The 24,395-nt window shown below is 69.9% G+C and carries 20 protein-coding genes; 5 read left to right on the top strand and 15 right to left on the bottom strand.

The genetic code is table 11. The features are described from left to right. Nucleotides 1-948 (bottom strand): hydroxymethylglutaryl-CoA lyase, encoded by a 948-nt coding sequence (locus tag U9J39_RS01190; RefSeq protein WP_115714103.1) that lies wholly within the window; start codon nucleotides 946-948, stop codon nucleotides 1-3. A 203-nt stretch (nucleotides 949-1,151) separates the two neighbouring features. Here U9J39_RS01190 and U9J39_RS01185 point away from each other — a divergent pair, with 203 nt between their 5' ends. Continuing rightward, nucleotides 1,152-2,102: a LysR family transcriptional regulator gene (locus U9J39_RS01185; protein ID WP_326346323.1), complete on the top strand. Its 951-nt coding sequence runs from the start codon at nucleotides 1,152-1,154 to the stop codon at nucleotides 2,100-2,102. Nucleotides 2,103-2,276: 174 nt separating this feature from the next. Next, nucleotides 2,277-2,969 (top strand): SDR family NAD(P)-dependent oxidoreductase, encoded by a 693-nt coding sequence (locus tag U9J39_RS01180; RefSeq protein ID WP_326346322.1) that lies wholly within the window; start codon nucleotides 2,277-2,279, stop codon nucleotides 2,967-2,969. On the opposite strand, the gene U9J39_RS01175 is transcribed toward U9J39_RS01180, so the two are convergent. After that, nucleotides 2,956-3,930 carry a LysR family transcriptional regulator gene (locus U9J39_RS01175; RefSeq protein ID WP_240071285.1) on the bottom strand — a complete coding sequence of 325 codons (975 nt, stop codon included), beginning with the start codon at nucleotides 3,928-3,930 and terminating at the stop codon, nucleotides 2,956-2,958. The two genes, U9J39_RS01180 and U9J39_RS01175, sit on opposite strands and share 14 nt — an antisense overlap. Before the next feature lie 97 nt (nucleotides 3,931-4,027). Here U9J39_RS01175 and U9J39_RS01170 point away from each other — a divergent pair, with 97 nt between their 5' ends. After that, a complete protein-coding gene (locus tag U9J39_RS01170) occupies nucleotides 4,028-4,705 on the top strand; it encodes a type 1 glutamine amidotransferase domain-containing protein (RefSeq protein ID WP_326346321.1) in 678 nt (225 codons plus the stop codon). A 99-nt stretch (nucleotides 4,706-4,804) separates the two neighbouring features. On the opposite strand, the gene U9J39_RS01165 is transcribed toward U9J39_RS01170, so the two are convergent. The 7 genes from U9J39_RS01165 to chrA form a co-directional block, all read right to left on the bottom strand. After that, entirely contained in the window at nucleotides 4,805-7,243 is a 2,439-nt protein-coding gene (locus U9J39_RS01165; protein ID WP_326346320.1) for a penicillin acylase family protein, read from the bottom strand. 121 nt (nucleotides 7,244-7,364) lie between these two features. Further along, nucleotides 7,365-8,963 (bottom strand): sulfite reductase subunit alpha, encoded by a 1,599-nt coding sequence (locus U9J39_RS01160; protein ID WP_326346319.1) that lies wholly within the window; start codon nucleotides 8,961-8,963, stop codon nucleotides 7,365-7,367. After that, nucleotides 8,960-9,982 (bottom strand): FAD:protein FMN transferase, encoded by a 1,023-nt coding sequence (locus U9J39_RS01155; RefSeq protein WP_326346318.1) that lies wholly within the window; start codon nucleotides 9,980-9,982, stop codon nucleotides 8,960-8,962. Before U9J39_RS01155 ends, U9J39_RS01160 begins: the two co-directional genes overlap by 4 nt. Before the next feature lie 14 nt (nucleotides 9,983-9,996). Beyond that, the gene (locus U9J39_RS01150) at nucleotides 9,997-10,836 is read right to left on the bottom strand and encodes a DUF4198 domain-containing protein (RefSeq protein ID WP_115714111.1); all 840 of its coding nucleotides are present in this window, start codon (nucleotides 10,834-10,836) and stop codon (nucleotides 9,997-9,999) included. A 19-nt stretch (nucleotides 10,837-10,855) separates the two neighbouring features. Then, on the bottom strand, nucleotides 10,856-11,380 hold the full coding sequence (locus U9J39_RS01145) for a DUF2271 domain-containing protein (RefSeq protein ID WP_115714112.1): 525 nt from the start codon (nucleotides 11,378-11,380) through the stop codon (nucleotides 10,856-10,858). A gap of 56 nt (nucleotides 11,381-11,436) precedes the next feature. Next, on the bottom strand, nucleotides 11,437-12,093 hold the full coding sequence (locus U9J39_RS01140) for a PepSY-associated TM helix domain-containing protein (protein WP_115714113.1): 657 nt from the start codon (nucleotides 12,091-12,093) through the stop codon (nucleotides 11,437-11,439). A 227-nt stretch (nucleotides 12,094-12,320) separates the two neighbouring features. Further along, a complete protein-coding gene (chrA, locus tag U9J39_RS01135) occupies nucleotides 12,321-13,544 on the bottom strand; it encodes a chromate efflux transporter (RefSeq protein ID WP_326346317.1) in 1,224 nt (407 codons plus the stop codon). 365 nt (nucleotides 13,545-13,909) lie between these two features. Here chrA and U9J39_RS01130 point away from each other — a divergent pair, with 365 nt between their 5' ends. Both U9J39_RS01130 and U9J39_RS01125 read left to right on the top strand, forming a co-directional pair. Next, nucleotides 13,910-15,463: a methyl-accepting chemotaxis protein gene (locus U9J39_RS01130; RefSeq protein WP_115714117.1), complete on the top strand. Its 1,554-nt coding sequence runs from the start codon at nucleotides 13,910-13,912 to the stop codon at nucleotides 15,461-15,463. Between the two features lie 131 nt (nucleotides 15,464-15,594). Further along, complete coding sequence (locus tag U9J39_RS01125) at nucleotides 15,595-15,846, top strand: GlsB/YeaQ/YmgE family stress response membrane protein (RefSeq protein WP_092315066.1); 252 nt, start codon at nucleotides 15,595-15,597, stop codon at nucleotides 15,844-15,846. Here U9J39_RS01125 and U9J39_RS01120 read toward each other — a convergent pair. From U9J39_RS01120 to cyoB, 6 genes are all read right to left on the bottom strand, one after another. Beyond that, on the bottom strand, nucleotides 15,819-19,094 hold the full coding sequence (locus tag U9J39_RS01120; protein ID WP_326346316.1) for a transglycosylase domain-containing protein: 3,276 nt from the start codon (nucleotides 19,092-19,094) through the stop codon (nucleotides 15,819-15,821). The two genes, U9J39_RS01125 and U9J39_RS01120, sit on opposite strands and share 28 nt — an antisense overlap. Nucleotides 19,095-19,321: 227 nt before the next feature. Continuing rightward, nucleotides 19,322-20,359: an aldo/keto reductase gene (locus U9J39_RS01115; protein ID WP_115714119.1), complete on the bottom strand. Its 1,038-nt coding sequence runs from the start codon at nucleotides 20,357-20,359 to the stop codon at nucleotides 19,322-19,324. Nucleotides 20,360-20,423: 64 nt separating this feature from the next. Then, the gene (locus U9J39_RS01110) at nucleotides 20,424-21,272 is read right to left on the bottom strand and encodes an SURF1 family protein (RefSeq protein ID WP_115714120.1); all 849 of its coding nucleotides are present in this window, start codon (nucleotides 21,270-21,272) and stop codon (nucleotides 20,424-20,426) included. Then, nucleotides 21,269-21,673 carry a cytochrome o ubiquinol oxidase subunit IV gene (gene cyoD / locus U9J39_RS01105; protein ID WP_115714121.1) on the bottom strand — a complete coding sequence of 135 codons (405 nt, stop codon included), beginning with the start codon at nucleotides 21,671-21,673 and terminating at the stop codon, nucleotides 21,269-21,271. Before cyoD ends, U9J39_RS01110 begins: the two co-directional genes overlap by 4 nt. Next, a complete protein-coding gene (gene cyoC, locus U9J39_RS01100) occupies nucleotides 21,670-22,350 on the bottom strand; it encodes a cytochrome o ubiquinol oxidase subunit III (RefSeq protein WP_240987754.1) in 681 nt (226 codons plus the stop codon). Before cyoC ends, cyoD begins: the two co-directional genes overlap by 4 nt. Then, complete coding sequence (gene cyoB / locus U9J39_RS01095; protein WP_115682004.1) at nucleotides 22,343-24,346, bottom strand: cytochrome o ubiquinol oxidase subunit I; 2,004 nt, start codon at nucleotides 24,344-24,346, stop codon at nucleotides 22,343-22,345. Before cyoB ends, cyoC begins: the two co-directional genes overlap by 8 nt. Nucleotides 24,347-24,395: the final 49 nt, after the last annotated feature.

Raw genomic sequence — 24,395 nt, 5'->3', positions numbered from 1 at the left:
TCAGGCAGCGATGGCCGCGGGGCGCGCCGCGTAGGTCTTGGGCAGGCCGGCGCGCCACAGCGTGCCGTGCAGGGTTTCGTCGCGCAGCCAGCCGGCCACGTCTTCGCGCAGCGCCAGCAGGCGCCCGATATCGATACCGGTCTCGATGCGCATGCTGCCGAGCAGGTAGGCCAGGTCTTCGGTGGCCACGTTGCCGCTGGCGCCGGGCGCATGCGGGCAGCCGCCGATGCCGGCCAGGCAGGCGTCGAAGCGGGTCACGCCGGCTTCGAGCGCGGCACAGACATTGGCCAGCCCGAGCCCGCGCGTGTCGTGGAAATGGCCGCACCAGAAGCGCTCGCCGGCGATGGCGATGGCGCGCGCAAACAGTTCGCGCACCATGGCCGGATCGGCATAGCCGACGGTGTCGGCCAGGCTGACGCGGTCGGCGCCGGCATCGAGCAGCGCCTGCATCAGCCGCAGCACTTCTTCCGCATCGACATGGCCCTGCAGCGTGCAGCCGAAGGCCGTGCCGACGCCGCCTTCGATCAGCGTCTTCGCGCCGCTGGCATCGCGCGCGGCGCGGATGCGCGCCACTTCCGCAACCACTTCATCCGGCGTCTTGCGCAGGTTGGCGAGGCTGTGCGCGTGGCTGGCCGACAGCGGCACGATCATCAGGTCGGCGCCGCATTCCAGCGCGTCCTGCGCGCCGCGCAGGTTGGGCACCAGCACCGACGTGAACAGGCCCGGCAGCGTGCGCGCGAACGCGACCAGTTCGGCGGTATCGGCCAGTTGCGGCAACAGGCGCGCGGGGACGAACGAACCGACCTCCAGTTCGCGCAGCCCGGCAGCGTGGGCGCCGCGGATCCATGCAAGCTTGCTGGCGGTGGGCAGGATGGTGCGGAGGCTTTGCAGGCCATCGCGCAGACCGACTTCGCGGATCACGGCCTGGCTGGGAAAGGAGTGGGTCATGGCGGATTGATGAGGCTAGGGGGCGACCGTCCAACTCTATGAGTTTCTGCGGGCAAGCTGAAGCGATGATTTGCGCATCCAGGCATGCCGAAACGGAAAGTCACCCGCGCCCTTCTTTCATGCTGCGGGATTTCCCGGATGCGATGTCACCGGCCGGCTGCCCGCAGGTAACATTCCGGGCAGGAAAGTCAGCCGCCCCCGCCATGCGAGACCTCGACCTCACCACGCTGCGCCTGTTCGTCGCCGTCTGCGAAACCCGCAACATGGCGCGCGCGGGCGAACAGGAACACATCGTCGCTTCGGCCATCAGCAAGCGCCTGGCGCAACTGGAGGAAACCGTCGGCGCCACGCTGCTGGAACGCCGCCGCCACGGCGTCATCCCCACGCCCGCCGGCGAGATCGTGCTGGGGCATGCGCGCGCCATGCTGGCTGCGGCCGACCGCGTGACGCGCGACATGGCCGATTACGGCTCCGGCGTGCGCGGGCAGGTGCGCCTGCTCGCCACGGTGTCGACCATGGCGGAATCGCTGCCGGACGACATCGCCGCCTTCATGCAGTTGCCGGCGCACCGCGACGTGCGCGTGACCATCGAGGAGAGCCTGAGCAGCGAAGTGGTCAGCGCGCTGCGCGACGGCACCGCGCCGCTGGGCATCTGCTGGGACGCGGCCGACCTGGAAGGCTTCCAGACCCGCCCCTACCGCAGCGACCACCTCGCCGCCGTGGTCTACGCGGGGCATCCGCTGGCGCAGTCGGATAGCTGCCTGTTCGAAGACACGCTGGACTACGACCAGATCGCCATGCCGGCGCAGACCGCGGTGCAGATCATGCTGGCACGCTACGCCGCCATCCAGGGGCGGCGCATCGCGCACCGCGCCGTGGTGTCGACCTTCGACGCCGCGCTGCGCTGCGTGCGCGCGCAACTCGGCATCGTCATCATCCCGGCCGAGATCGCCACGCTGATTGCCACGGCCTTCGGCCTGCGCGTGATCCCGCTGCGCGACGACTGGGCGCGGCGGCGCTTTGCCATCTGCTGCCGCGACTTCTCGCTGCTGTCGCCGGCTGCGCAGTTGCTGGTGCAATTCCTGGAGCACGCCGCGGCGCAGGAAGCGGCGGGCGCCGTGCCGGTCCTGGCCCCCGCACGGCCCGGTCGGTAAGTGCCCGCGCAACTTCCTGTGCGTTTCGAGGGTTACCCCGAGGCGTTTTCGCAAGCTTATGTTGCGTGCCGTTGCGTAGACTGGCTTGCGTTTTTCGCTGCCGGCCACGATGGTTGAAAGCCGGGCGAAGCCTGATCACGACAATGCGCGCCGGCACGGCGCAGGAGCACGCAAATGAACTTCCACGGCAAGAACGTACTGGTCACCGGCGCACGCGGCAACCTGGGCCGCGCGGTCGCGCACGCCTTCGCGCAGGCAGGCGCGCGCGTGGTACTGCTGGACCGTCACGACGCACCATTGCCGGAAACCGGCAGCGGCCACCTGGCGCTGCAGGCCGACCTGCTCGACGCGGACAGTCTCGGCAAGGCCATCGACCAGGCCGTGCAGGCATGCGGACGCATCGACGTGGTGTGCAACCTGGCCGGCGGCTTTGCCATGGGCACGGGCATCCACGAGACCAGCGCGGCCGACTGGAACCGCCTGTTCGACATGAACGTGGGCACGGTGCTGAACATGGCGCGCGCGGTGGTGCCGCACATGCTGTCCGCGGGCGGCGGCGCCATCGTCAACGTCGGCGCCAATTCGGCGGCGCGCGGCCTGGCGCAGATGGGCGCCTACTGCGCATCGAAGGACGCGCTGGCGCGCGTGACCGAATCGATGTCGGCCGAGCTGCGCGACCAGGGCATCCGCGTCAACGCGGTGCTGCCCAGCATCCTCGACACGCCCGAGAACCGCCAGGCCATGCCGGATGCCGACACCTCGCGCTGGGTCGCCCTCGATGCGCTGGCCGACGTGATCCTGTTCCTCGCCTCCGACGCCGCGCGCGCGGTGCACGGCGCGCTGGTGCCGGTGGTCAACCGCGCCTGACGCGCGGCCGGCGCGCCGCGGGTGCGGCCGCGCCGATGGCGCTGGCCGCTTCCTGGATCTGCTGGCGCAGCCAGCGCCGCAGCCGGTCGGCATCGGTGCGCGCGTGCCAGATCTGCATCATGTCGACCCGCGGCAGCGCGAACGGCACCGGCAGCATCACCAGGTCCGGATCGCGCGCCACCGCTTCCTGCGCGACCGAGCGCAGGCAGGTCAGCAACAGCGCCGAACCGCGCACCAGCCGGCTCGGCGCCAGGAAGCTCGACAAACCCGCCACCACCGTGCGCCGGTGCCCCAGCCGTGCCAGCGCCCGATCGACCACGCCGTTGAGATCGCCGGTCAGCGTGGTCAGCAGGTGTTCGCACGCCAGGAACGCGTCCAGGTCCAGGCCATCCGCAATGCGTCGATTGGTGCGCGAGGCCAGCACCACGAAATCCTCGCTGCCCAGCCGTTGCTGGTGGAAGGTGTCGGGCAGGTTCTCATAGAAGCCGGCGATCGCCAGGTCGCAGGTGCCCTTCTCCAGTTCCTCGCGCGGCAGCTCGCCGCGCGTGTTGTGCGTGACCAGCACCACCCCCGGCGCGTCGCGGCGCAGCCGCGGCAACAGCGCCGGCAGCAGCAGCTGCTCCATGTAGTCGGTGGTGTAGATGTGGACGGCCTCGCTGCGTGCCAGGAAATCGCGGCCGTCGCAGGCGTCGTAGAACGCATCCAGGTCCGCCACCAGCCGCTGCACCTGCGGCGCCAGCGCATGCGCGCGCGGCGTCGGGGTCAGGCCGCGTGGCGCGCGCACGAACAGCGGGTCGCCCAGTTCGTCGCGCAGCCGGTTGAGCTTGTGGCTCAGTGCCGGCTGGCTCAGCGCCATGCGCGCCGCCGCGCGCGAGGCGTTGCCTTCCTGGTACAGCACATGGAAGACGTAGAGCAGGTTCAGGTCCTTGCCGGCGATATTCATTTTTTGGATGGCAGGCATCGAAGATTCGAAGTTTTCGAATCATAGCCAGCTGCGTAGGATGTTGCCAATGCCGGGGCTGCCCCGGCCGACCGTGGACGCAAACCGGAGAACCAACATGAAAATCCTGATGGTGCTGACCTCGCACGACCAGCTTGGCAATACGGGCAAGAAGACCGGCTTCTGGCTGGAGGAATTCGCCGCGCCCTACTACGTCTTCAAGGACGCAGGCGTTGACCTGACGCTGGCCTCGCCCAAGGGCGGCCACCCGCCGCTCGATCCCAAGAGCGACGACCCGGATGCGCAGACCGATGCGACCCGCCGCTTCCGCGCCGACACCGCCGCGCAGCAGGCACTGGCCAGCACGCTGACGCTGGACCAGGTGAAGGCCGACGACTTCGACGCCGTGTTCTATCCCGGCGGCCATGGCCCGCTGTGGGACCTGGCTGAAGACAAGCGGTCGATCGCGCTGATCGAGCAGTTCGACCGGCTCGGCAAGCCGGTGGGCGCCGTGTGCCATGCGCCGGGGGTGCTGCGGCACGTCAAGGGCGCGGACGGGCAGCCGCTGGTCAAGGGCAAGGAAGTCACCGGCTTTACCAACAGCGAGGAAGAGGCGGTGCAGCTGACCGAGGTGGTGCCGTTCCTGGTGGAGGATGTGCTGAAGGCCAGCGGCGGGCGGTTTACGCGCGGGGATGACTGGGCCAGCCACGTTGCGGTGGCGGGACGGCTGGTGACGGGGCAGAACCCGGCGTCGTCGGAGGCGGGGGCCGAGGCGGTGTTGGGGTTGTTGAAGTAAGGCCTACGGCGAATCGAGGCGTTCGATCCGCTGCCGGTTTGCTCCCTCTCCCGCGCGCGGGAGAGGGAGTACACCAGCGGGAGTTACGAAGCTAGAGAATCACTGCGGCACCAGCTCCAACCTCTCCCTGCTCGCCTTCTCCACCGCCTTGCGCGTATAAACCAGCGGGAAATACTCCCCCTTGGCCCACAACGGCGCCAGGTCGCGGTAATGCGGGCTGGCCGGATTGCCCGACTGCCCCGGCGTGTTGATCACGCGCGAGGCATCCCAGTTGCCGACGTCCAGCACCATGCGGAACGACGCGCCCGCAGTCAGCCGGAAATCCGTATTGCGGTAGCTGGTGTTCATCGGCGTGAAGGCCGAGCCGCCGATCGGGCCCGCGTTGACGTTGAACTGCTGGCGTTCGGCATCGCTCAGGATCGGGTCCATCGGATGCGTGAACACGGCGGTGTGGAGCTTGCCCCATTGCCAGGCGCGCGGGTCGGAGCCGAGCTTGGCTTCGACCTCGGCCATCGCGGCCTTCAGCGATTCCAGCATGACGGCATTGCGGCGCTCCGGCGGCATCCATGGCCCGGGCTGCTCCAGCACCGCGACCACGCGTGCGGCATCGCCGGCGCCGACCAGGCGCGCGGCTTCGGACGGCAGCGCGGCACGCACCACGGCCTGGCGCAGGTGCTTGCTGAACCAGACTTCGAACAGCGCCGCGGCGGCGCTGTCGGCGCGCTCGTTGCCGTTCCAGCCGCGCAGCAGCGCCAGGCCGCGGGCCAGCTGCGGGTCGTCGCTGCGCAGGTCCTGCAGCAGCGCGACCACGCGCTGCGCCGGCAGCGACACGGTGTCGTTCTGCCACGCCATCGAATCCTGCACCGAGCTGCGCGGATTGGCCCCGACCACCGCCTTCAGCCGGCGCGCGCGCGAGCTGTCGCTCCATTCGTAACCCACGCCCAGCTTGGCGGCCGGGTGCTCGGGCGGGATGTTGTTTTCATTGGCGGTGACGATATAGCCGGGCGCGGGGTTGTAGGCCCACGGCAGCTCGTCCATGTTGCGGTAGCCGGCCCATTCATAGCGACCGTCACCGGCCACCGGCGTCAGGCCGTCCCAGTTGGGACGCTTGACGGTCAGCCCGCCCGGGATCCAGCCGATATTGCCGCCGGTGTCGGCATAGACCTGGTTCTCGCCCGGCGCGCCCCAGCGGTTCATGGCGGCGCGGAACTGGTCCCAGTTGCGCGCGCGCATGTAGTCCATCGAACCGAAGTACGGCGCCATGCCGTGGTCCAGCCACGCCGCGCGCAGCGCCCAGGCGTGCCCGGCGCCGGACACCAGCACCGGGCCGTGGCGGGTGAAGTCGAGCGTGACCTTGCGCGGCGCGGACTCGCCCTTGACCGCGATCTCTTCGGTGATGGTCTCCATCGGCTCCCAGCGGCCCTTGTACTTGTACTCGCGCGGGTTGGCCGGGTTCAGCTCGTAGCCGTACAGGTCTTCCTGGTCCATGTAGAAGCGCGTCAGGCCAAAGGCAATGGTGCCGTTATGCCCGATCGAGATGCCCGGCAGGAACGGCTCGCCGGCGCCGATCACCGACATCCCGGGCGCGTTGAGATGGCTGATGTAGCGCAGGCTGGGCGCGCCATGCGAGCGGTGCGGGTCGTTGGCCAGGATCGGGCGGCCGGTGGTGGTGCGCTTGCCACCGATGACCCAGTTGTTCGAGCCCAGGCTGCGGCCGGTATCGCTGTTGGCATCGACCACGGCGTAGAGCTGGTCCAGCGGGATGCCGGCGGCCCGGACGTCGCCCCAGGCTTCCTTGGGGAAGCGCGCGGGGGCGGTGGCCAGGTCGTAGGCGCGGCGCAGTTCGGCCGCGGGCACGGTGCACGGATCGATGCCGGGGTTGAGCCTGGGTTCGACCTGCGGGTCGAGCTCGCGCCGCAGCCAGTCGGCGCGCGCGGCGTGGGTCTTGGCCTCGCAGTAGAGGCGGGCGCGATCGATCTCGCCGGTGAAGTTCAGCGTCAGGCCGTGGTGGCGGATGCGCACGATGTCTTCGGCCTGCCAGCGCGACGGCTTGTAGTCGAGCTTGCGGAATTCAGGCGGCAGCAGCTCGGGCTTTTGCTCGGTCAGCGCCACGTAGGCGTTCACCCCGGCGACAAAGGCCTCGGCCACGCGCTTGGCGTCGCTGCCGTAGGCCAGCCATTCGCGGTACATGTCGCCGCGGAACAGCACCGCGCGCGCCATGCGGTCGCCCTCGGCATAGGCCGGGCCGAAGTCCCTGGCCATCTCGCCGAGCCCGCGCTTGCGCCACAGGTCAATCTGCCACAAGCGGTCGCGCGCGGCCATGAAGCCCTGCGCATAAAAGGCGTCGTAGAGCGTGCCGGCATAGATATGCGGCACGCCCCAGCGGTCGACCAGCACGCTGGCGGGCTTTTCCAGGCCGGGTACCGCAAAGAGGTTCTGGCGGGCAGGCGCTTCGGCCATGGCGGCCGGGATGGCGACGGGGCTGGCGGTGGCGAGCAGGGCCAGCGCAGCGGCCAGGCGGCGGGGGGTGCGTAACATCAGGTCTCCTCGTGTTGTGATGGCTGCAGATGTCTTGCAGTTCACACCGAAGATAGTGCATGGCCGGCCGGGGCGCGAGCGCGGCGGCCGATCTCCGCACGCCGCGTGGCGCGCCGCGGGCTCAGTAGACGTCGCGCCGGTAGCGGCCGTCGTCGGCCAGGCGGCGCAATGCGCCCTCGCCCAGGATCTCGGCCAGCGCGTCCTGGACGCCGCCGGCCATGCCCTGCAGGCTGCCGCAGACATAAATGGCCGCGCCGTCGGCCACCCATTGCCGCACGCCATCCGCCTGCAGGCGCAGCGCGTCCTGCACGTAGCGCGGCGCGCCAACGTCGCGCGACCAGGCGTGGTCCACGCGGGCCAGCGTGCCGTCCGCGCGCCAGCGCGCCAGTTCCCCGGCGAAGAAGGCGTCATGCTGCGCCGAGCGCTCGCCGAACAGCAGCCAGTTGCGTTGCCGCCCGGCCGCGGCGCGGGCCTTGAGCTGGGCCCGCAGCCCGGCCAGCCCGGTGCCGTTGCCGACCAGGATCAGCGGCCGGTCGTCGGCCGGCGGATGGAAACCGCGATTGGCGCGGATGCGCAGCGCGATGCGGCTGCCCGGCGCGGCGTGCGCGGTCAGCCAGCCCGAGGCCAGGCCGAGGCGGCCATCGTCGTGGCGGGTCTGGCGCACCAGCAACTCCAGCTGGCCGTCGCGCGGCAGCGAGGCGATCGAATATTCGCGATGCGGCAGCGGCGCCAGCGCATCCACCAGCTGCTGTGGCGCCAGTCCCTGCATCGCGGCAAAGTGCGCTGCGGGCAGCGGCAGGCGCGTGGCCATGGCCGCGGCCAGGGTGGTGTCGGCGCCATCGCAGCGCACCGGGGCAGCGCCATCCAGGCCAAGCTGCGCCAGCAGCCGGTCGACTTCGGCCGGCGCGTGGCACGGGCCGATCTCGGCAATATCGCCGGCCTGCCAGTCCGGCGCCGTGCCGTCCGGCGGCGCCAGCACCAGATGGAAGGCCGGCGCGCCCTGGCTGCCGGGATTCAGGTGATGGCGCTGCGCCAGCCGCCAGTGCTGATAGCGCGGACGTTCCCAGTCGGCGATCTCGGCGCCGCCGCTCAGCGCCGACAGGTGGTTCTGCCAGTGTCGCAGCGCGCCGGCGTCGCCATTGTCGACTTCGATCAGGTCGAATAGCGGCTGCGCGCGCTGGCGCTGCAGCCACCCCTCCAGCGCATGGCCGAAGGCGCAGAAGCGCGCGTAGCTGCTGTCGCCAAGTGCCAGGATGCCGTAGCGCAACCGGTGCAGGCCATCGGCGCCCGCCAGCAGGCGGCGGGCGAAGCCCGACGCGCTGTCGGGTGCGTCGCCCTCGCCGGTGGTGCTGACCACGAACAGGGCCTGGCGGCATGCCCGCAGGCGGCGGCCATCGGCCTCGGCCAGCGACAGCAGCTGCACCGGCAGGCCCGCGCCCTGCAGCGCGGTGGCGGTCTGCAGCGCCAGCTGTTCGGCAAACCCGGTCTGGCTGGCATAGACCACCAGCGTCGCGCCGTCTTCCGAGCCGGCCAGCGCCGCCACCCGCGCGCGCCGCTGGCGGTGATGCGCCACCACTGCGCCGCAAAACCCCGCGTACGCGGCGACCACGCCGGCGGCCATGGCCATGCGCGACGGCCCGAGCACGGACAACGCCGCGCCCCCGGCCGCGGCAAGCCAGCCAGCGCCGGCGATGGCCCACGACTTGGTGCGGCCGCTCATGCCAGCATCGCGGTAAACGCCGGTGAAAGATGTTCGAGAAAACCGTTTGCGGTGCGCACCAGGAAGCGCGCGGCTATGCCGTGGCGGCGCGCGTGCGCCATGCCGGCGTCTGGGCCCAGCACGGTCAGCGCGGTGGACAGCGCATCGGCCAGCATGCACTGCGGGTGGATCACCGTGACCGAGGCCAGCGCGTGGCTGGCCGGATAGCCGGTGCGCGGATCGATGGTATGGGCAAAGCGGCGGCCATCGCTGTCGAAGTAGCGCCGGTAGTCGCCAGAGGTTGCCACCGACAGCCCGTGCAGCGCCACCAGCGTTTGCTGCGCGGCATCGCTGCCAGGCCCTGGCGGCGCTTCCAGCGCGACCCACCACGGCATGCCGTCGGGCTTGACGCCATGGCCGCGCAGTTCGCCGCCGATCTCGGTCAGGTGGTGCTCCAGGCCCTGTTCGCACAGGTAGCGCGCCACCGCGTCGACGGCGAAGCCCTTGGCGATGGCGCAGAAGTCCAGCGCCACGCCGCCCGGCTGGCGGGCGCGCCCGCCGGCGGCATCGACTTCGAGGCGGGCCCAGCCGCAACGGCCGCGCGCGGCCTGGACTTGGTCTGGCGACGGCGGTGCGCGGCGTGCCAGCCCCGAGGCCGGACCGAAGCCCCACAGATCGACCAGCGGACCCGCGCTTGGGTCATAGGCGCCGCCGCTGTCGCGTGCGACCTGCAGCGCGGTCTGCAGCACCGCGAAGCAATCCGCCGGCAAGGCGTGCCAGCTGCCCGGCGGCGCGCGGTTGAACCGGCTCAGGTCGGAATCCGCGTCCCAGTTGCTCATCTGCGCGATCACGCGCTCGAGCACGGCCCGGATGCCGGCGCCGATGGCACCGATGGCGCCGTCTTCCGCTTCCGGCGGCAGCAGCGCCGCCACTGACCAGCTGGTGCCCATGGTGGGCCCGCCCCAGCGCTGCAGGCGCGCCCCGGCGGCGGGCGGACTGGGCGGCGCGCTCAGCGCAACGGGTACCAGGACGCGATTCACCCCGTGCAACCGGCTTATTGCGGCAGCACTTCCACCGTCACCGCATAGACGGCGCGGCGCGACCTGGCCTGCTTGAAGGTGGTCTTGTCGTCCTTGACCTCGGCTTCCATCCAGTACATGCCCGCGGCCGGCCACTTGACGCTGAACTTGCCGTCGGCGTCGGTGGTGGCGCTGAATTCCTGCAGCTGGTCACGGTAGCGGATGCCGCCCGGCACCACCGCCACCTTCAGGTTGCTCGCGGGCTTGCCGTCGAGCAGCAGGCGGAAGCTGGCAGTGTCGCCGGCAACCAGGTCGTTCGGGTGCGTGATCGGCGCCAGCTCCAGGCCGCGGCCGACAGTACGCAGGCCCTTGTCGCTGGGCTTGCCGGCGGTGACGAAGGATTCGATGCGGCCCTCGGCCTGCGTGACCTGCAGGTCCTGCGCGTTGGCCGGGACTTCCCTGGCGAAGTTCTCGGCGCTGCCGCGCCAGCGCTTGGCCTGGCCGTCGATCTTGTAGCTGGCGAACAGGCCGTTGTTGACCACCGCCACGCGGTACGTGCCGGGCTGGGTCAGGTGCAGGTCGAAGGTGCTGCGGTACTTGCCGGTGGCCGCGTTCTGCGCCTTGACCGCGCTGCCGTCGGGGGCGGTCACCTGCAGGTTGTCGAGCCGCATCGGCACGTGCTCGAAGTAGAACAGGTCATTGGAGACTGCTGCGTCGACGGTCACCCACGGATCGCTGCCGGACAGCACGGTGGCCGACGGCAGCAGCCACTGGCGGTGCGCGTGCGCGGCCAGCGGCGCAAGCGCGGCCAGCGCCAGGACAGCGGCGCGCACTGCCAGGCGGGAAGATGCGGCGGACATCAGGGAAGGTTTCATGGTCAGGGCTCCGGGAAGGTCAAGGCTTCAGGTCGACGGTGACGCCGCCGAGTTCGTGTTCGCCCTTGGCGCGGGCGGTCTGTGCCGATTGCGGCGGCCACGTGAACGGCACGCGCAGCAGTTCGCGCCCGCCAACTTCACGCGCGGCCTCCACCACCAGCTGGTAGTTGCCCGCGGGCAGCTTGCCCAGCGGGGCCTTGCCGTCGCTGAAGCTGACGCTGTGCTCGCCCGGCGCGCGCGTGGCGCCGGAGATGCCGTCGGCCGGCATGTGCAGGTCACGGCCGGCCTTGCGCCACCACTGGCGCATGTCCTTGAGCCACTTGGTGCCCTCGCCGTCCTTGAGCTTGCCGTCGTACCAGACCGCCAGCGTCTGCACCGGGCTCTGGTCGGCGCGCTCGACCCACAGCGCCACATAGGGCCGGTGGTATTCGGCCACGCTCAGGCGCGGGATATCGACCTTGACGTTCAGGTCCGCGGCCAGCGCGGGGCCGGCCAGCGGCACGGCGGCCATGCCGGTCAGGGAGGCGGAGAGCAGTCGGCGCATATCGGAGAAACCTCGTCAGTGAGATGCAGAAAGAAGATCGGATCGCGCGCGACCGATCAGTGGATAAACAGGATCGCCAGCAGCACCGGCACCACCAGCCCCAGTCCCACCAGCGGCCAGGTCGCCACGCGCCCGCCCGCATGCAGCTTGAGCAGGAACAGGCCGGTCACGCAGAACACCAGGCAGGCCAGCGCGAACGCGTCCAGGAACAGGCTCCACGCCGCGCCGGTGTTGCGGCCCTTGTGCAGGTCGTTCAGGTACGAGATGGCCCCGCGCGAGGTGTTCTCGTACTGCGCCTCACCGCTGTCGAGGGCGATGCTGACCCAGGCGTCGCCGCCCGGGCGCGGCAGCGCCACGTAGATTTCATCGGCGGACCATTCCGCCTCGCGCCCGCTGGCGTCGATACCCAGCGCCCGCGCCAGCCAGTCAGCCAGCACCGCCGGCACCGGCGCCCTGGTCTCGCTTGCCTGGGCGGTCTCAGCCGGGGCCGCGCTCCGGACCTGTTCGAGCACGCGCATGGGCAGCGTCGCGTGCCGGGTCTGAACGGCGGGCCTGGCCTCGATCTGGCCGGCGTGGTTCAGCGTGAAGCCGGTGACCGCGAACAGCAGCATCCCGACCAGGCAGATCGCGGAACTGATCCAGTGCCACTGGTGGAGATGCTTGAGCCAGAAGGCGCGGCGCTGCTGGCCGGCGGCCGGCTGGGTGTCGGTCATTGCGGTGGGTCGGCAGGGGGCGATCTGGACTGTGCACGCCCGATCTGGCCTGATACAGGTAGCTAAATCGCCCCTTGAAACGCTCACAGGGCGTCAAGATGTGCCCTGACAGTCACAAGAAGGCGCGGAAGAGAGAAGGATAATCGTTCGCATTTGAAAGTGCAAACGGTCGGCGGGCGGATCGGATTACAGCGCATTACAACGTCAAGCCGTGCGCCTGGTCCGCCTCAAGCCACTGCCGCCACCGCCCAGCCGGCCACGCCGCTAGCCACCACCACCAGCCACGGCGGCAGCTTCCACCGCATCAGCGCCACCAGCGCCAGCGCCACCAGCACGATGTCCAGCGGGCCCTGCACCGCGCTGGTCCACACCGGATGCCATAGCGCCGCCAGCAGCAGCCCGACCACGCCGGCGTTGATGCCGGCCAGCGCCGCCTGGGCGCGCTGGTTGCGGCGCAGGCTTTCCCAGAAAGGCAGCGCGCCCAGCACCAGCAGCGCGCCGGGCAGGAAGATGGCAAGCGTGCACAGCAGTCCGCCGGCCAGGCCGGTGGGCGGGTTCTGCATGGCCGCTCCGAGGAACGCGGAGAAGGAAAACAGCGGCCCCGGCATCGCCTGCGCCGCGCCGTAGCCGGCCAGGAAGGCTTCCTTGCCGACCCAGCCAGGGGTCACCACGGCCGCATCCAGCAGTGGCAGCACCACATGCCCGCCGCCGAACACCAGGGCGCCGGCGCGGTAAAAGGCATCGAACACCCGCACGGCCGGATCGGCGGCCCACTGCGCCAGCAGCGGCAGGCCGGCCAGCAGCGCGGCAAACAGCGCCAGCGCCAGCACGCCGCCGCGATGCGTCACCGGCAGGCGCAGCGGTTCATGCGTGCCGCCCAGCGCCGGTCGCAACAGGGCCATGCCGGCGACCGCGGCGGCGGCCATCAGGGCCACCTGCGCCCACGGCCCCGGCCATGCCAGCACGGTGCCGGCGGCTACCAGCATGATGGCGATGCGCACCGGACCGACGCACAGCGTCCGCGCCATGCCCCACACCGCCTGCGCCACCACCGCCACCGCCACCAGCTTGAGCCCGTGCAGCACGCCCGGCGCCGCCGCCATGCCGTAATGGGTCACCCCCAGCGCGAACACGATCATGGCCAGCGCCGACGGCAGCGTAAAGCCCACCCATGCCGCCAGCGCGCCGCCATAGCCGGCGCGCGCCAGCCCCAGCGCGATGCCGGTCTGGCTGCTGGCCGGTCCGGGCAGGCACTGGCACAGCGCAACCACATCGGCATAGGCGGCCTCGCTGAGCCAGCCGCGCCGGCGCACCAGTTCCTCGCGGAAAAACGCCAGGTGGGCCACCGGGCCGCCGAACGAGGTCAGGCCGAGCCGCAGGAAGATCAGGAACACGGCAAGCGGGCCGTCGTGGCCGCGGGTGTCATCGGAGGGGCTGGGCAAGGAAGCCATTGGGGCGGTTCGCAAGCAAACGGAAGCGTGTGGAGGCGGGCGGAAGACAGCGCAGATTCTGACCGATTTTGCCGGCCCGGGGTGACAAAGCGACGGCGGCAGCACGCGCACGTGACGTACGAGGTGAAGAAGCGTTGTATAGCGCACAACGCCGACCCAGGCTCTTGAAACCAAACAACCCCACTGCCGTTGTGGCGGACCTACCTCAATCAAGTTACGCCCGTTTTGCGCCGTTATGCCGCAGACGCATGCGCCGTCGACCCTTGTCTCCCGGCAGACGGTCACGCGCGCCCACCGGCGTGGCACGGCGATGCGCATCACCGACGAGAAGCGTAAAGCGCGAAGAAGATGGAGGAGTGGAAGCGATGCTGCACAACCTGAGCCTGAAGAAAAAACTGCTGTTGCCGCTGGTGCTGAGCTGGGTCTGCCTGCTCGGCATCACGCTGTGGAACGCGTGGCACATCCGCACGCTGCGCATGGACGAGCGCCGGCTCGACCTGGCCCACGTGACCGACACCGCCGTTTCAGTGGTGGCCGAGTACGAGGCCCTGGCCAAGGCCGGCAAGCTGCCCGCCGAGGAAGCGAAGCAGCAGGCGATCGAGCGCGTGCGCGCGATGCGCTTCGGCGCCGACGGGTATTTCACGCTGATGCGTTCCGACACCGTGGTGCTGATGCACCCGTTCAAGCCGGAGATGAACGGCAAGGCGATGGAGGGTATGAAGGACCCGAACGGCGTCTACCTGTTCCGCGACATCGCCGCGATCGGCAAGGGCCCGGGCAAGGGCTTCGTCGAATACCTGTGGCCCAAGCCGGGCGCCGAGGCGCCGCAGCCGAAGCTGAGCTACGTGGCCAACTTCCGCCCCTGGGACTGGAACTTCATCGCCGGGCTGTACCTCGATGACATCGAGGCGGCGTTCCGCCAGGAGCTGTGGAAGGCGCTGGGGCTGCTGCTGGCGGTGGGCGCGCTGATGTCGCTGGTGATGGTGCGGGTCGCGGCCAGCCTGCAGCGCCAGCTGGGCGGCGAGCCGGCCACCACCGCGCAGATCGCCGGGCGCATTGCCGAAGGCGACCTCGCCGGACAGGTCGAGGTACGCGCCGGCGACGAGCACAGCGTGCTCCATGCCATGCACCGCATGCAGTCGCGCCTGACCGGCGCGATCGGCAGCATCCGCGGCTCGGCCGATTCGATTGCCGGCGCGGCCAAGCAGATTGCCGCGGGCAACGCCGACCTGTCGCGCCGCAGCGAGGAACAGGCCGCGTCGCTGCAGGAAACCGCCGCCAGCATGGAGCAGCTCACCAGCACCGTGCGCCAGAGCGCCGAGAACGCGCGCCAGGCCAGCCACCTGGCCGAGGGTGCGTCGGACATCGCCGTGCGCGGCGGCGCCATCGTCAGCCAGGTGGTGGACACCATGGGCGAGATCAAGAGCGCCTCGGGCAAGGTGGTCGACATCATCGGCGTGATCGAGGGCATTGCCTTCCAGACCAATATCCTGGCGCTCAACGCGGCGGTCGAGGCGGCCCGCGCCGGCGACCAGGGCCGCGGCTTCGCGGTGGTGGCCGGCGAGGTGCGCACGCTGGCCCAGCGCAGCGCCACCGCGGCCAAGGAGATCAAGGCGCTGATCGGCAACTCGGCGCAGCGCGTGGAAGACGGCGCGGTGCTGGTGGAGAACGCCGGCAAGGCGATGGACGAGATCGTCGACGCGGTCAAGCGGGTGACCGACCTGATGGGCGAAATGCGCGCCGCCACCGAGGAACAGACCGGCGGCATCGAGCAGGTCAACCAGGCGGTGTCGCAGATGGACCAGATGGCGCAGCAGAACGCCGCGCTGGTGGAACAGGCCGCCGCCGCCGCCGCGTCGCTGGAAGACCAGGCCGAGGCGCTGCACCGCGCCGTGGGCCAGTTCCGCCTGGCGGCCTGAGTAGCGCCCCACTCCCCCTGCGCGCGCCTTCCGCCCGGCGTGCCTGCGTGTATGATGAAGCGAAGCCGGCCGCACAGGCGGCCGGCTCAGTGCATCAGACCGTTACCGCAGACCACTGACAGGAGCGCACCATGATGGCATTCATTGGCACCGTGTTCGTTGGCCTTATCGTCGGCCTGATCGCCAGGGCGGTAAAGCCCGGCGACGACAAGCTGGGCTGGATCATGACCATCATCCTGGGCATCCTGGGCTCGGTGGTCGCGGGCTACGTCGGCCGCGCGCTGGGCTGGTACCAGCCGGGCGAACCCGCGGGCTGGGTCGCCTCGGTGCTCGGCGCGATCGTGCTGCTGGTGATCTACGGCATGGTGCGCCGCAAGGCCTGACTGGCGCGGCGCACGCCAGCCGCGTCGTTGTCGGCCAGGCCCGGCCCCTGGGGCGCTGGCGGCGGCGGCATCGCCGCCACCTCCTGCCGCGCCGGCGGCTGCAGCGCGGCTTCCAGTCCCGCGCCCAACCCATCAGCCAGGACCGTGCCGGGCAGGCCGTCGGCGGGTGACGCCATGGTCGGCGCGCGCGGCGTGCGCAGGCCCGGGGCCGCGTCGCGGCAGCGCAGCAGCGCGCGGTCGCCGCCCGGCGCCATCGCCGACACCTGCGGCGCGATCGCGCGCAGCACCCGCACCGCCAGCGCGCTGGTAAAGCTGTAGCGCGCCGCGTAGGGTTCGCGCACATTGACCACCACGGTGCCGAAGAAGCGCTCGCCCAGCGTGAACACGAAGGTGGCCGAGCGGTTCACCGAGCGCGACGAGATCAGCCGCCCGCCCGGCCCGTAGACCTGGAAGCGCTGGTCGCCGGTGCCGGTCTTGCCGGCCACGGTCAGGGTGGCGCCATCGCGCCCCGGCACCGTGAACGCGCCGCGGATCGACTTGGCGGTACCGCGCTCCACCACATCCAGCATCGACCGGCGCGCCAGCTCGGCCACCTCGGCCGGCAGCACGCGCTTGCCCGGGCCGGGCTGCAGCACGTAGCGGGTAGCGTACGGGGTGCCGTCGGCGAACGCCAGGCTGCGCACCGCCGCGTTCTGCGTGACCACGCCGCCCGACAGCAGGATGCCGGCCAGCTCGGCCAGCGCCGCGGGGCGATCGCCGGCGGCGCCGATGGCGCTGGCATACGACGGCGTCAGCGAGTCGAACGGATAGCCCAGCCGCTGCCAGCGCCGCGCGATGCGCACGAAGGCGTCCTGCTCCAGCAGGGTGCGGATGCGGTTGTCCTGGCCGGCCTTGCTGCGCGTCTTGAACAGCCACTTGTACACCTCCTGGCGCTCGGCGGTGCTGGCGCGCAGGATCTCGGCCAGCGTCGCGTCGGGGTGCTGGTCCAGGTATTCCACCATCCACAGTTCCAGCGGATGCACCCGCGACAGGTAGCCGCGGTCGTTCAGGTTGAACTTGTCCTTGCCGTACTTGCGGTACAGCGCCGGCAGGTCCTCCTTGGCCAGCTGCTTGTCGCCCAGGCGCGCGCGCATGATGCGGATGTAACTGTCTTCGTCCAGCGCGGGCCGCGCGCTCAGCAGCGTTACCGACATGCGCACCGCGTTCAGGTGCGGCGTGGTCATGCGCACCCGCCCCAGCAGCGTGGCCAGGCGCTGCTCGGAAGTCTTGCCGCGGTAGCGCTGGTAGAAGTTGGTCATGTAGGCACTGCCTTCCTGGTCGGCAAAGCGCTCCAGGTAGGCGCGCCGGCCGGGCGCGTCGCGGTCTTCGAACAGGTTGCCGATATCCGGGCTGGCGTGGAAGGTCTCGTAGCGCACGATGTCGCGCATCATGCGGATGAACACCAGGTTGACCGAGTGCTGGAACGCGGTGCGCACGGTCAGGTTGCGCAGGCCCGAGTCGCGCTCGAAGTTGGTGAAGCTCTGCAGGCCGCCGCCGGTGTAGAAGGCTTCGCCGGCACCGCCGGCATACTTGCGCTCCATCGCCGCCTCGAGCATCGCCATCAGCTCGCGCTCGGCCGGCTTGCGCGCCTTGGCCAGGTAGTCGACCGCCCAGCGGCTGAGCGCGTCCTGGCGCGCCAGCGGCACGGCGGCCAGTTCGGCGTTGGTCATGCCGGCATAGCGCGCGTGCAGTTCGCTGATGATCTCGAGGTAGGTCACCAGCGTGCGCAGCTTGGCGGTGGAGCCCAGGTTCAGGCGCGCGCCGCTGTTGATGTCGAACGGCTGGTCGATGTTGTCGGCCTGGATCCGCACCACGCTGGCATTGCCGACGCGCTCGTACAGCGTGAAGCTGGCCATCAGCCTGGACGGATCGTCGTTATCGCGCAGCAGGTTGTGGCCATACAGGCCCATGGCGCGCGCGTCGGCCTTGTTGTTCACGCGCTGCAGCGTGTCGACGACGATGCGCTGGGCCTCGCGGTTGATGGTGCTGTCCACGGTCAGGTCGAGCCGGTCCATGTCGTAGCGGCTCTCGACTCCGGTCAGCCGGGTGATGTCGGCGCGCACGCGGTTGACGGCCTTGCGCGTGACAAAGGGCTCCTGCGGCGGGCGCTGCGGCGCCGACGCCTTGTCCAGCGGCTGCGCCAGCGCCGCGTCGCGCAGCTCGGCGGTGATGATGTTGTTGGCCGCCATCAGGCGCAGGTAGCTGCCGGTCAGCGCGTCCAGGTTGGTGTCGTCGCGGCGCAGGTGGTACGACGGGCGGCGCTGCGAGATGATCAGCGACAGCGCCCGCTTGAAGGCCTGGGCCTGGCGCGGGTCGGGCGCGCGCTGGTCCATCTCCTTGAGCAGGCGGTTGACCTCGCCGAAATCCTCGCCGTACCAGACCCACAGCGCATCGCCGATGCCGTTGATCTCGCCGAAGCCGGCGCGCGCCGACAGCGGCACCGTGTTCAGGTAGTCGACCACGATGCGCTCGCGCGCGCGCTGGGTGTCGGGGCCGTCCAGGTAGGCGCGCAGCGATGCCGACGCCATCTGCCGGAATTTTTCCGGGATCGAGGCGGTACGGCCCTCGGGCGAGTGCCGGTATTTCTCGATCTGCGTCGCCAGCGTGCTGCCCCCGGGCGCGTCGTGCGACTTGTCGGCCAGCCGGATCATCTGGTCCAGCACCGCGCGCGACAGCCGGCGCCAGTCCAGCGCCGGGTTCATGTTGGGGTATTCCGGATTGAGCAGGCCCTGGTTCTCGACGTACAGCAACGCGCTCACCAGCACCGGCGGCACCGCGCCGAATTCGGCGTACTGGCGCTGCGGGTAGCGCTCGAACGCCAGCGTCAGCCCGTTGCAATCGCGCAGCAGCAGGCCCGCCTGGTTCTTTTCGCGATAGGGCGTGAACAGGCCTTCGTCGATCAGCCGCACCATGTCGGGCGACATGCGCGCCTGCTCGGCCGGCACATAGCCGCGCTGCTCCAGCCGCTGCGCGAACAGCGGCAGCCTGCCGTAGCCCATGCGGGCGTCATAGGGTCCGGAATGCGGGAAGCGGATGCTGTCGCTGGCGCCCGGCTGGATCTCGAACGTCAGCCGCTGGCCCAGGCTGCCGATCAGCCGCGCCTGCCAGTGCGAGTTGCGCACCTCGCTTGCGACAACGCTATACACGACATAGGCGCCGCCCGTGAGGGCGACCGCCAAGCCAGCGAAAATCCAGGCACGACGCGACACGTTTGGCTTCCTTGGTGGGCCGGCGCAGCGCGCAGAATGGTTCATGCGCCGGCTCGAAGCGCGATGTTTTCGCAGGGCGCGCCGCACGCGCGCCTGCCTGTATTGATATTAGTAGGAGTCGCGCCCGGGTGCATCATGCTCGCGCGCCGGCCGCGTGCCGTTGTGAACGGACGTCACTCCAGGCAGCGCGAGCGCCACTTGCAGTGCGTCCGAAAGGCGGGGCCGAATTATCGGCCAGCCTCCGCGCGCCTCACGGGCCGCCCGATCAGCGGATAGCCCGGATCGTTGTAGCCCGGCGTAGAGGCATGGCCCGGCGACACCAGCGCATCGATCATCGCCTCTTCCTCGGGCGTGATCGCGGCAGCGAGCGCGCCGAAATAATCCTCGAACTGAGCCAGCGTGCGCGGGCCGGCGATCACCGACGACACGATCGGGTTGGCCAGCACCCAGGCCGTGGCGAACTGGCCGGGAGTCAGCCCGCGCGCCTCGGCATGGGTCTTGAGCTGCTGGGCGATGACCAGCGATTCCTCGCGGAACTCGGTCTCCATCATGCGGCGGTCGGCGCGGCCCGCGCGCGTGCCTTCGGCCGGCGCCTGGCCGGGCGCGTACTTGCCGGTCAGCACGCCGCGCGCGACCGGGCTGTAGGGCACCACACCCAGGCCGTAGTGCTCGCACGCGGGCAGGATCTCTACCTCGGGCAGCCGGTTCAGCAGGTTGTAGTACGGCTGGCACGCCACCGGACGCGGCACGCCCAGCTCGCCGCACAGCCGCGCGATCTCGGCGATGCGCCAGCCGCGGAAGTTCGACACCGCCCAGTAGCGGATCTTGCCGCTGCGCACCAGGTCGCCCATGGCGCGCACCGCCTCTTCCAGGTTGGCGCCGGGATAGTCGCGATGCAGGTAGAGGATGTCGATGTAGTCGGTCGCCAGCCGGTGCAGGCTGTCCTCGACCGCGCGCGTGATCCACGTGCGCGAGTAGTGGCCGTGGTTGGGCGCCGCCTGCATGGCGTTGCCAAGCTTGGTGGCCAGCACCCAGTCGTGGCGGTTGGCGGTGAGCAGGCGCCCGACCATCTGCTCGGACGCGCCCTTGCTGTACACGTCGGCGGTATCGATGAAGTTCACGCCGTGGTCGCGCGCGCTGGCGACGATGCGCCCGGCCTCGGCCTCGTCGGTCTGGTCGGCGAACATCATGGTGCCCAGGCACAGCGCCGAGACGCGCAGGTTGCTGGCGCCGAGGCGGCGGTACGGCATGGAGAGGTCTGGCATGGCGGCTCCTTGGTTGGGACAGCCCACATTGTGCCGCCACCCGGCCAGGCTTGCCGGCGCCGCCTCAGGCGCGCGGACCGGAATGGGCTGCGGCGGCGCGGGCGCCGCGGCGCTTGCGGTATTCCTCGCGCCCCACGTACGCGGCGGCGGCAGCCACCATCAGCGCCAGCCCGTACCAGGTCAGCGCGTAGCCGAGGTGGTTGTTGGTAAAGGCCGTCACCGTCAGCCCGCCCGCGGGCCAGGCCTTGGGATCCGCCCCGGCCGGCGGCGGCACCGCCGCGGCGTCGATGAAATACGGCGCGACCTGCCCCAGGCCGCGGTGCGCGGCGATCGCCGCGACGTCGCGCGAGAACCACTGGTCGCGCGCCGCGTCGTTGTGGCGCAGCAGGCCGGTGCCCGGCTCGCTCATGCGCAGCAGGCCGACCACTTCGCTGGGGCCGCTGCCGGCGGGGGCCACGCGCGCGCGGAACGGCTCGGCGACGAAACCGCGGTTGACCAGCACGGTGCTGCCGTCGGCTAGCCGCAGCGGCGTCATCACCCAGTAGCCGCCGCCCTGCTCGGTCACGGCCTGCACCAGGGTCTGGCGCTCGTCGAGGAAGGTGCCGCTGGCGCGCACGCGCCGGTACTCGGCATTGGCCCTGGTCAGCCCCGCCCATTGCGCGGGCGCGGGCGCCGCCACCGGCGCCGCATGGACGCGCTCGGCCACCTGGGCGATCAGGCCGAGCTTCCAGGCGCGGCGCTCGACCTGCCAGTTGCCCAGCGCCACCAGGCCGGCGATGGCCGCGGCGGCAAACAGCGCCAGTGCGGTCAGCCAGACTGTCGACAGCGGGCGCGGGGATTCAGGGGCGCCTTGGTTGGCGTGGGCGGTGCGCAATTTTTCGACCGGCGCGCGGTCGTCCGTGGAACCGGTCAAGGCAGGGTCTTGGTGGTATGCATGCCCGGCATCATATTGGAATTCAGGTGGAACATCACCCACAGCGTGCCGGTCAGCGTGATCACCACCAGCACCAGCGTGAAGATCAGCGCCAGCATGTTCCAGCCGCCCTCGGACCTGGCGTTCAGGTGCAGGAAGTAGACCATGTGCACCACGATCTGCACCGCGCCCAGCGCCAGCAGCACCATCGCAGTGGTGGAGGACTGCTCGAACACCCGGCCCATCACCAGCCAGAACGGGATCGCGGTCAGGATCACCGACAGCGCGAAGCCGGTCACGTAGCCGCCGAGCGAGATATGGATCTCGCTTTCGCCATGGCCATGGCCGTGGCCATGTCCGTCTCCATGACCGTGGGCCAGCGTGTCGTCGTGCGCGCTCATGGCAGCACTCCCATCAGGTAGACAAAGGTAAAGACACCGATCCAGACCACATCCAGGAAGTGCCAGAACATCGACAGGCACATCAGGCGGCGCTTGTTCTCCGGGATCAGCCCGTGGCGGCGCAGCTGCGCCACCAGCGTCACCAGCCACACGATGCCGAAGGTCACATGCAGGCCATGGGTGCCAACCAGCGCGAAGAACGAGGTGAGGAAGCCGCTGCGCTGCGGCCCCGCGCCCTCGCCCACCAGGTGCGCGAACTCGTAGATCTCGACCGCGAGGAAAGCGGCGCCCAGCAGGCCGGTCACGGCGAGCCAGCCCTGCGTCGGCCCCAGCCGGCCGCGCTGCGTCTCCAGCATGGCAAAGCCATAGGTGATCGACGACAGCAGCAGGAACGAGGTGTTCAGCGCCACCAGCGGCAGGTCGAACAGCTCGGCACCGGACGGCCCGCCCGCATAGTTGCGGCCCAGCACGCCGTAGGCGGCGAACAGGCACGCAAAGATCAGGCAGTCGCTCATCAGGTAGAGCCAGAAGCCGAGCAGCGTGCCGTTGGGCACGTGGTATTCCTCGGTCAGGTAAAAACGCAGCTCGGCCGGCTGCGCGGGCACGGGCGCGCGTTGCGGCGGGGCCTCGTGCGGGCGCGCGCCCTCGGCGGTAAAGGGAGCGACGGTATCAGCCATGGCTCGCCAGCAGCGCGTTGCGCTCTGCCTCGGTGCGGTGGACCGTGTCGGCCGGGATGTAGAAATCCCGCTGGTAATTGAAGGTATGGCCGATCGCCGTGATCAGCGTGGCGGCGAAGGCCAGCGCCGCCAGCCACCAGATATGCCAGATCAGCGCGAAGCCGCACAGCGTGCTAAGCCCGGCCAGGATGATGCCGGCGCCCGTATTCTTTGGCATATGGATTGGGATGAAGCCCTGCGCCGGGCGCTGGTAGCCGTGCGCCTTCATCTGCCACCAGGCGTCGGTGTCATGTACCAGCGGCGTGAAGGCAAAGTTGTACGGCGGCGGCGGCGACGAGGTTGACCACTCCAGCGTGCGGCCGTCCCAGGGGTCGCCGGTGACATCGCGCAGCGACTCGCGGCGCAGGAAGCTCACCACCAGCTGCACCAGGAAGCAGCCGATGCCCAGCGCGATCAGCAGCGCGCCCACGCCCGCCAGCTGGAACCAGATCTGCAGCGAGTGGTCCTCGAAATGGCTGACGCGCCGGGTCACCCCCATCAGCCCCAGCACGTAGAGCGGCATGAACGCCACGTAGAAGCCGACCAGCCAGAACCAGAACGAGCATTTGCCCCAGAACGGCTCCAGCTGGTAGCCGAAGGCCTTGGGGAACCAGTAGGTGATGCCGGCCATCAGCCCGAACAGCACGCCGCCGATGATCACGTTATGGAAATGCGCGACCAGGAACAGGCTGTTGTGCAGCGAGAAATCCGCCGGCGGCACCGCCAGCAGCACGCCGGTCATGCCGCCGATCACGAACGTCACCATGAAGCCCACGGTCCACAGCATCGGCACCTCGAAGCGGATGCGCCCGTGGTACATGGTGAAGAGCCAGTTGAACAGCTTGGCACCCGTGGGGATCGAGATGATCATGGTGGTGATGCCGAAGAACGAATTCACGCTGGCGCCCGAGCCCATCGTGAAGAAGTGATGCAGCCACACCAGGTACGACAGCACCGTGATCACCACCGTGGCGTACACCATCGAGGCATAGCCGAACAGGCGCTTGCGGCAGAAGGTGGCCACCACCTCGGAGAACACGCCGAACACCGGCAGGATCAGGATGTAGACCTCGGGGTGGCCCCAGATCCAGATCAGGTTCACGTACATCATGGCGCTGCCGCCGAGGTCGCTGGTGAAGAAGTTCATGCCCAGGTAGCGATCGACCGCCAGCATTGCCAGCGCCGCGGTCAGCACCGGGAACGCGGCGATGATCAGCACGTTGGTGCACAGCGCGGTCCAGGTGAAGATCGGCATGCGCATCAGTGTCATGCCGGGCGCGCGCATCTTGACGATGGTGACCAGCAGGTTGATGCCGGACAACAGCGTGCCCACCCCCGCCACCTGCAACGACCACAGGTAGTAATCCACGCCCACGTCCGGGCTCTGCAGGATGCCGGACAACGGCGGATAGGCCAGCCAGCCGGTACGCGCGAATTCGCCGACGAACAGCGACATCATCACCAGCACGGCGCCGCCCACCGTCATCCAGAAGCTGAAGTTGTTCAGGAACGGAAACGCCACGTCGCGCGCGCCGATCTGCAGCGGCACGACAAAGTTCATCAGGCCGGTGACCAGCGGCATGGCGACGAAGAAGATCATGATCACGCCGTGCGCGGTGAAGATCTGGTCATAGTGGTGCGGCGGCAGGTAGCCCAGGTTGTCGCCAAAGGCAATGGCCTGCTGGATGCGCATCATGATGGCATCGGCAAAGCCGCGCAGCAGCATCACGATGCCGAGGATCATGTACATGATGCCGATGCGCTTGTGGTCGATGCTGGTGAACCACTCGCGCCACAGGTAGCCCCACTTGCCGTAATACGTGACACCGCCGGCCAGCGCCAGCCCGCCGAGCACCACCACCGCGAAGGTGGCGATCAGGATGGGCTCATGCAGCGGGATGGCCTCCCAGCTCAGGCGGCCGAAGAGTTGCGTGGCGAGTTCGGATCGCTCCGGCATGTGGATCTCCAGGACAACAACGGCGTTCTAGGTCACGCTCCTGCGCAGC

Origin of the sequence: Cupriavidus sp. SS-3, assembly GCF_035818815.1 — a bacterium.
GTDB lineage: Bacteria > Pseudomonadota > Gammaproteobacteria > Burkholderiales > Burkholderiaceae > Cupriavidus > Cupriavidus taiwanensis_C.
This window is presented reverse-complemented; position numbering and strand designations above follow the sequence as displayed.

What these genes read in the sequence shown, in the direction of transcription:
- U9J39_RS01170 (WP_326346321.1), top strand. Translation starts at nt 4,028, where the DNA reads ATGAAAATCCTGATGGTGCTGACCTCGCACGACCAGCTTGGCAATACG.
- U9J39_RS01125 (WP_092315066.1), top strand. Translation starts at nt 15,595, where the DNA reads ATGATGGCATTCATTGGCACCGTGTTCGTTGGCCTTATCGTCGGCCTG.
- U9J39_RS01145 (WP_115714112.1), bottom strand. Translation starts at nt 11,380, where the DNA reads ATGCGCCGACTGCTCTCCGCCTCCCTGACCGGCATGGCCGCCGTGCCG.
- U9J39_RS01130 (WP_115714117.1), top strand. Translation starts at nt 13,910, where the DNA reads ATGCTGCACAACCTGAGCCTGAAGAAAAAACTGCTGTTGCCGCTGGTG.
- U9J39_RS01140 (WP_115714113.1), bottom strand. Translation starts at nt 12,093, where the DNA reads ATGACCGACACCCAGCCGGCCGCCGGCCAGCAGCGCCGCGCCTTCTGG.
- cyoC (WP_240987754.1), bottom strand. Translation starts at nt 22,350, where the DNA reads ATGGCTGATACCGTCGCTCCCTTTACCGCCGAGGGCGCGCGCCCGCAC.
- cyoB (WP_115682004.1), bottom strand. Translation starts at nt 24,346, where the DNA reads ATGCCGGAGCGATCCGAACTCGCCACGCAACTCTTCGGCCGCCTGAGC.
- U9J39_RS01185 (WP_326346323.1), top strand. Translation starts at nt 1,152, where the DNA reads ATGCGAGACCTCGACCTCACCACGCTGCGCCTGTTCGTCGCCGTCTGC.
- chrA (WP_326346317.1), bottom strand. Translation starts at nt 13,544, where the DNA reads ATGGCTTCCTTGCCCAGCCCCTCCGATGACACCCGCGGCCACGACGGC.
- U9J39_RS01175 (WP_240071285.1), bottom strand. Translation starts at nt 3,930, where the DNA reads ATGCCTGCCATCCAAAAAATGAATATCGCCGGCAAGGACCTGAACCTG.
- U9J39_RS01180 (WP_326346322.1), top strand. Translation starts at nt 2,277, where the DNA reads ATGAACTTCCACGGCAAGAACGTACTGGTCACCGGCGCACGCGGCAAC.
- U9J39_RS01150 (WP_115714111.1), bottom strand. Translation starts at nt 10,836, where the DNA reads ATGAAACCTTCCCTGATGTCCGCCGCATCTTCCCGCCTGGCAGTGCGC.
- U9J39_RS01165 (WP_326346320.1), bottom strand. Translation starts at nt 7,243, where the DNA reads ATGTTACGCACCCCCCGCCGCCTGGCCGCTGCGCTGGCCCTGCTCGCC.
- U9J39_RS01115 (WP_115714119.1), bottom strand. Translation starts at nt 20,359, where the DNA reads ATGCCAGACCTCTCCATGCCGTACCGCCGCCTCGGCGCCAGCAACCTG.
- U9J39_RS01160 (WP_326346319.1), bottom strand. Translation starts at nt 8,963, where the DNA reads ATGAGCGGCCGCACCAAGTCGTGGGCCATCGCCGGCGCTGGCTGGCTT.
- U9J39_RS01190 (WP_115714103.1), bottom strand. Translation starts at nt 948, where the DNA reads ATGACCCACTCCTTTCCCAGCCAGGCCGTGATCCGCGAAGTCGGTCTG.
- cyoD (WP_115714121.1), bottom strand. Translation starts at nt 21,673, where the DNA reads ATGAGCGCGCACGACGACACGCTGGCCCACGGTCATGGAGACGGACAT.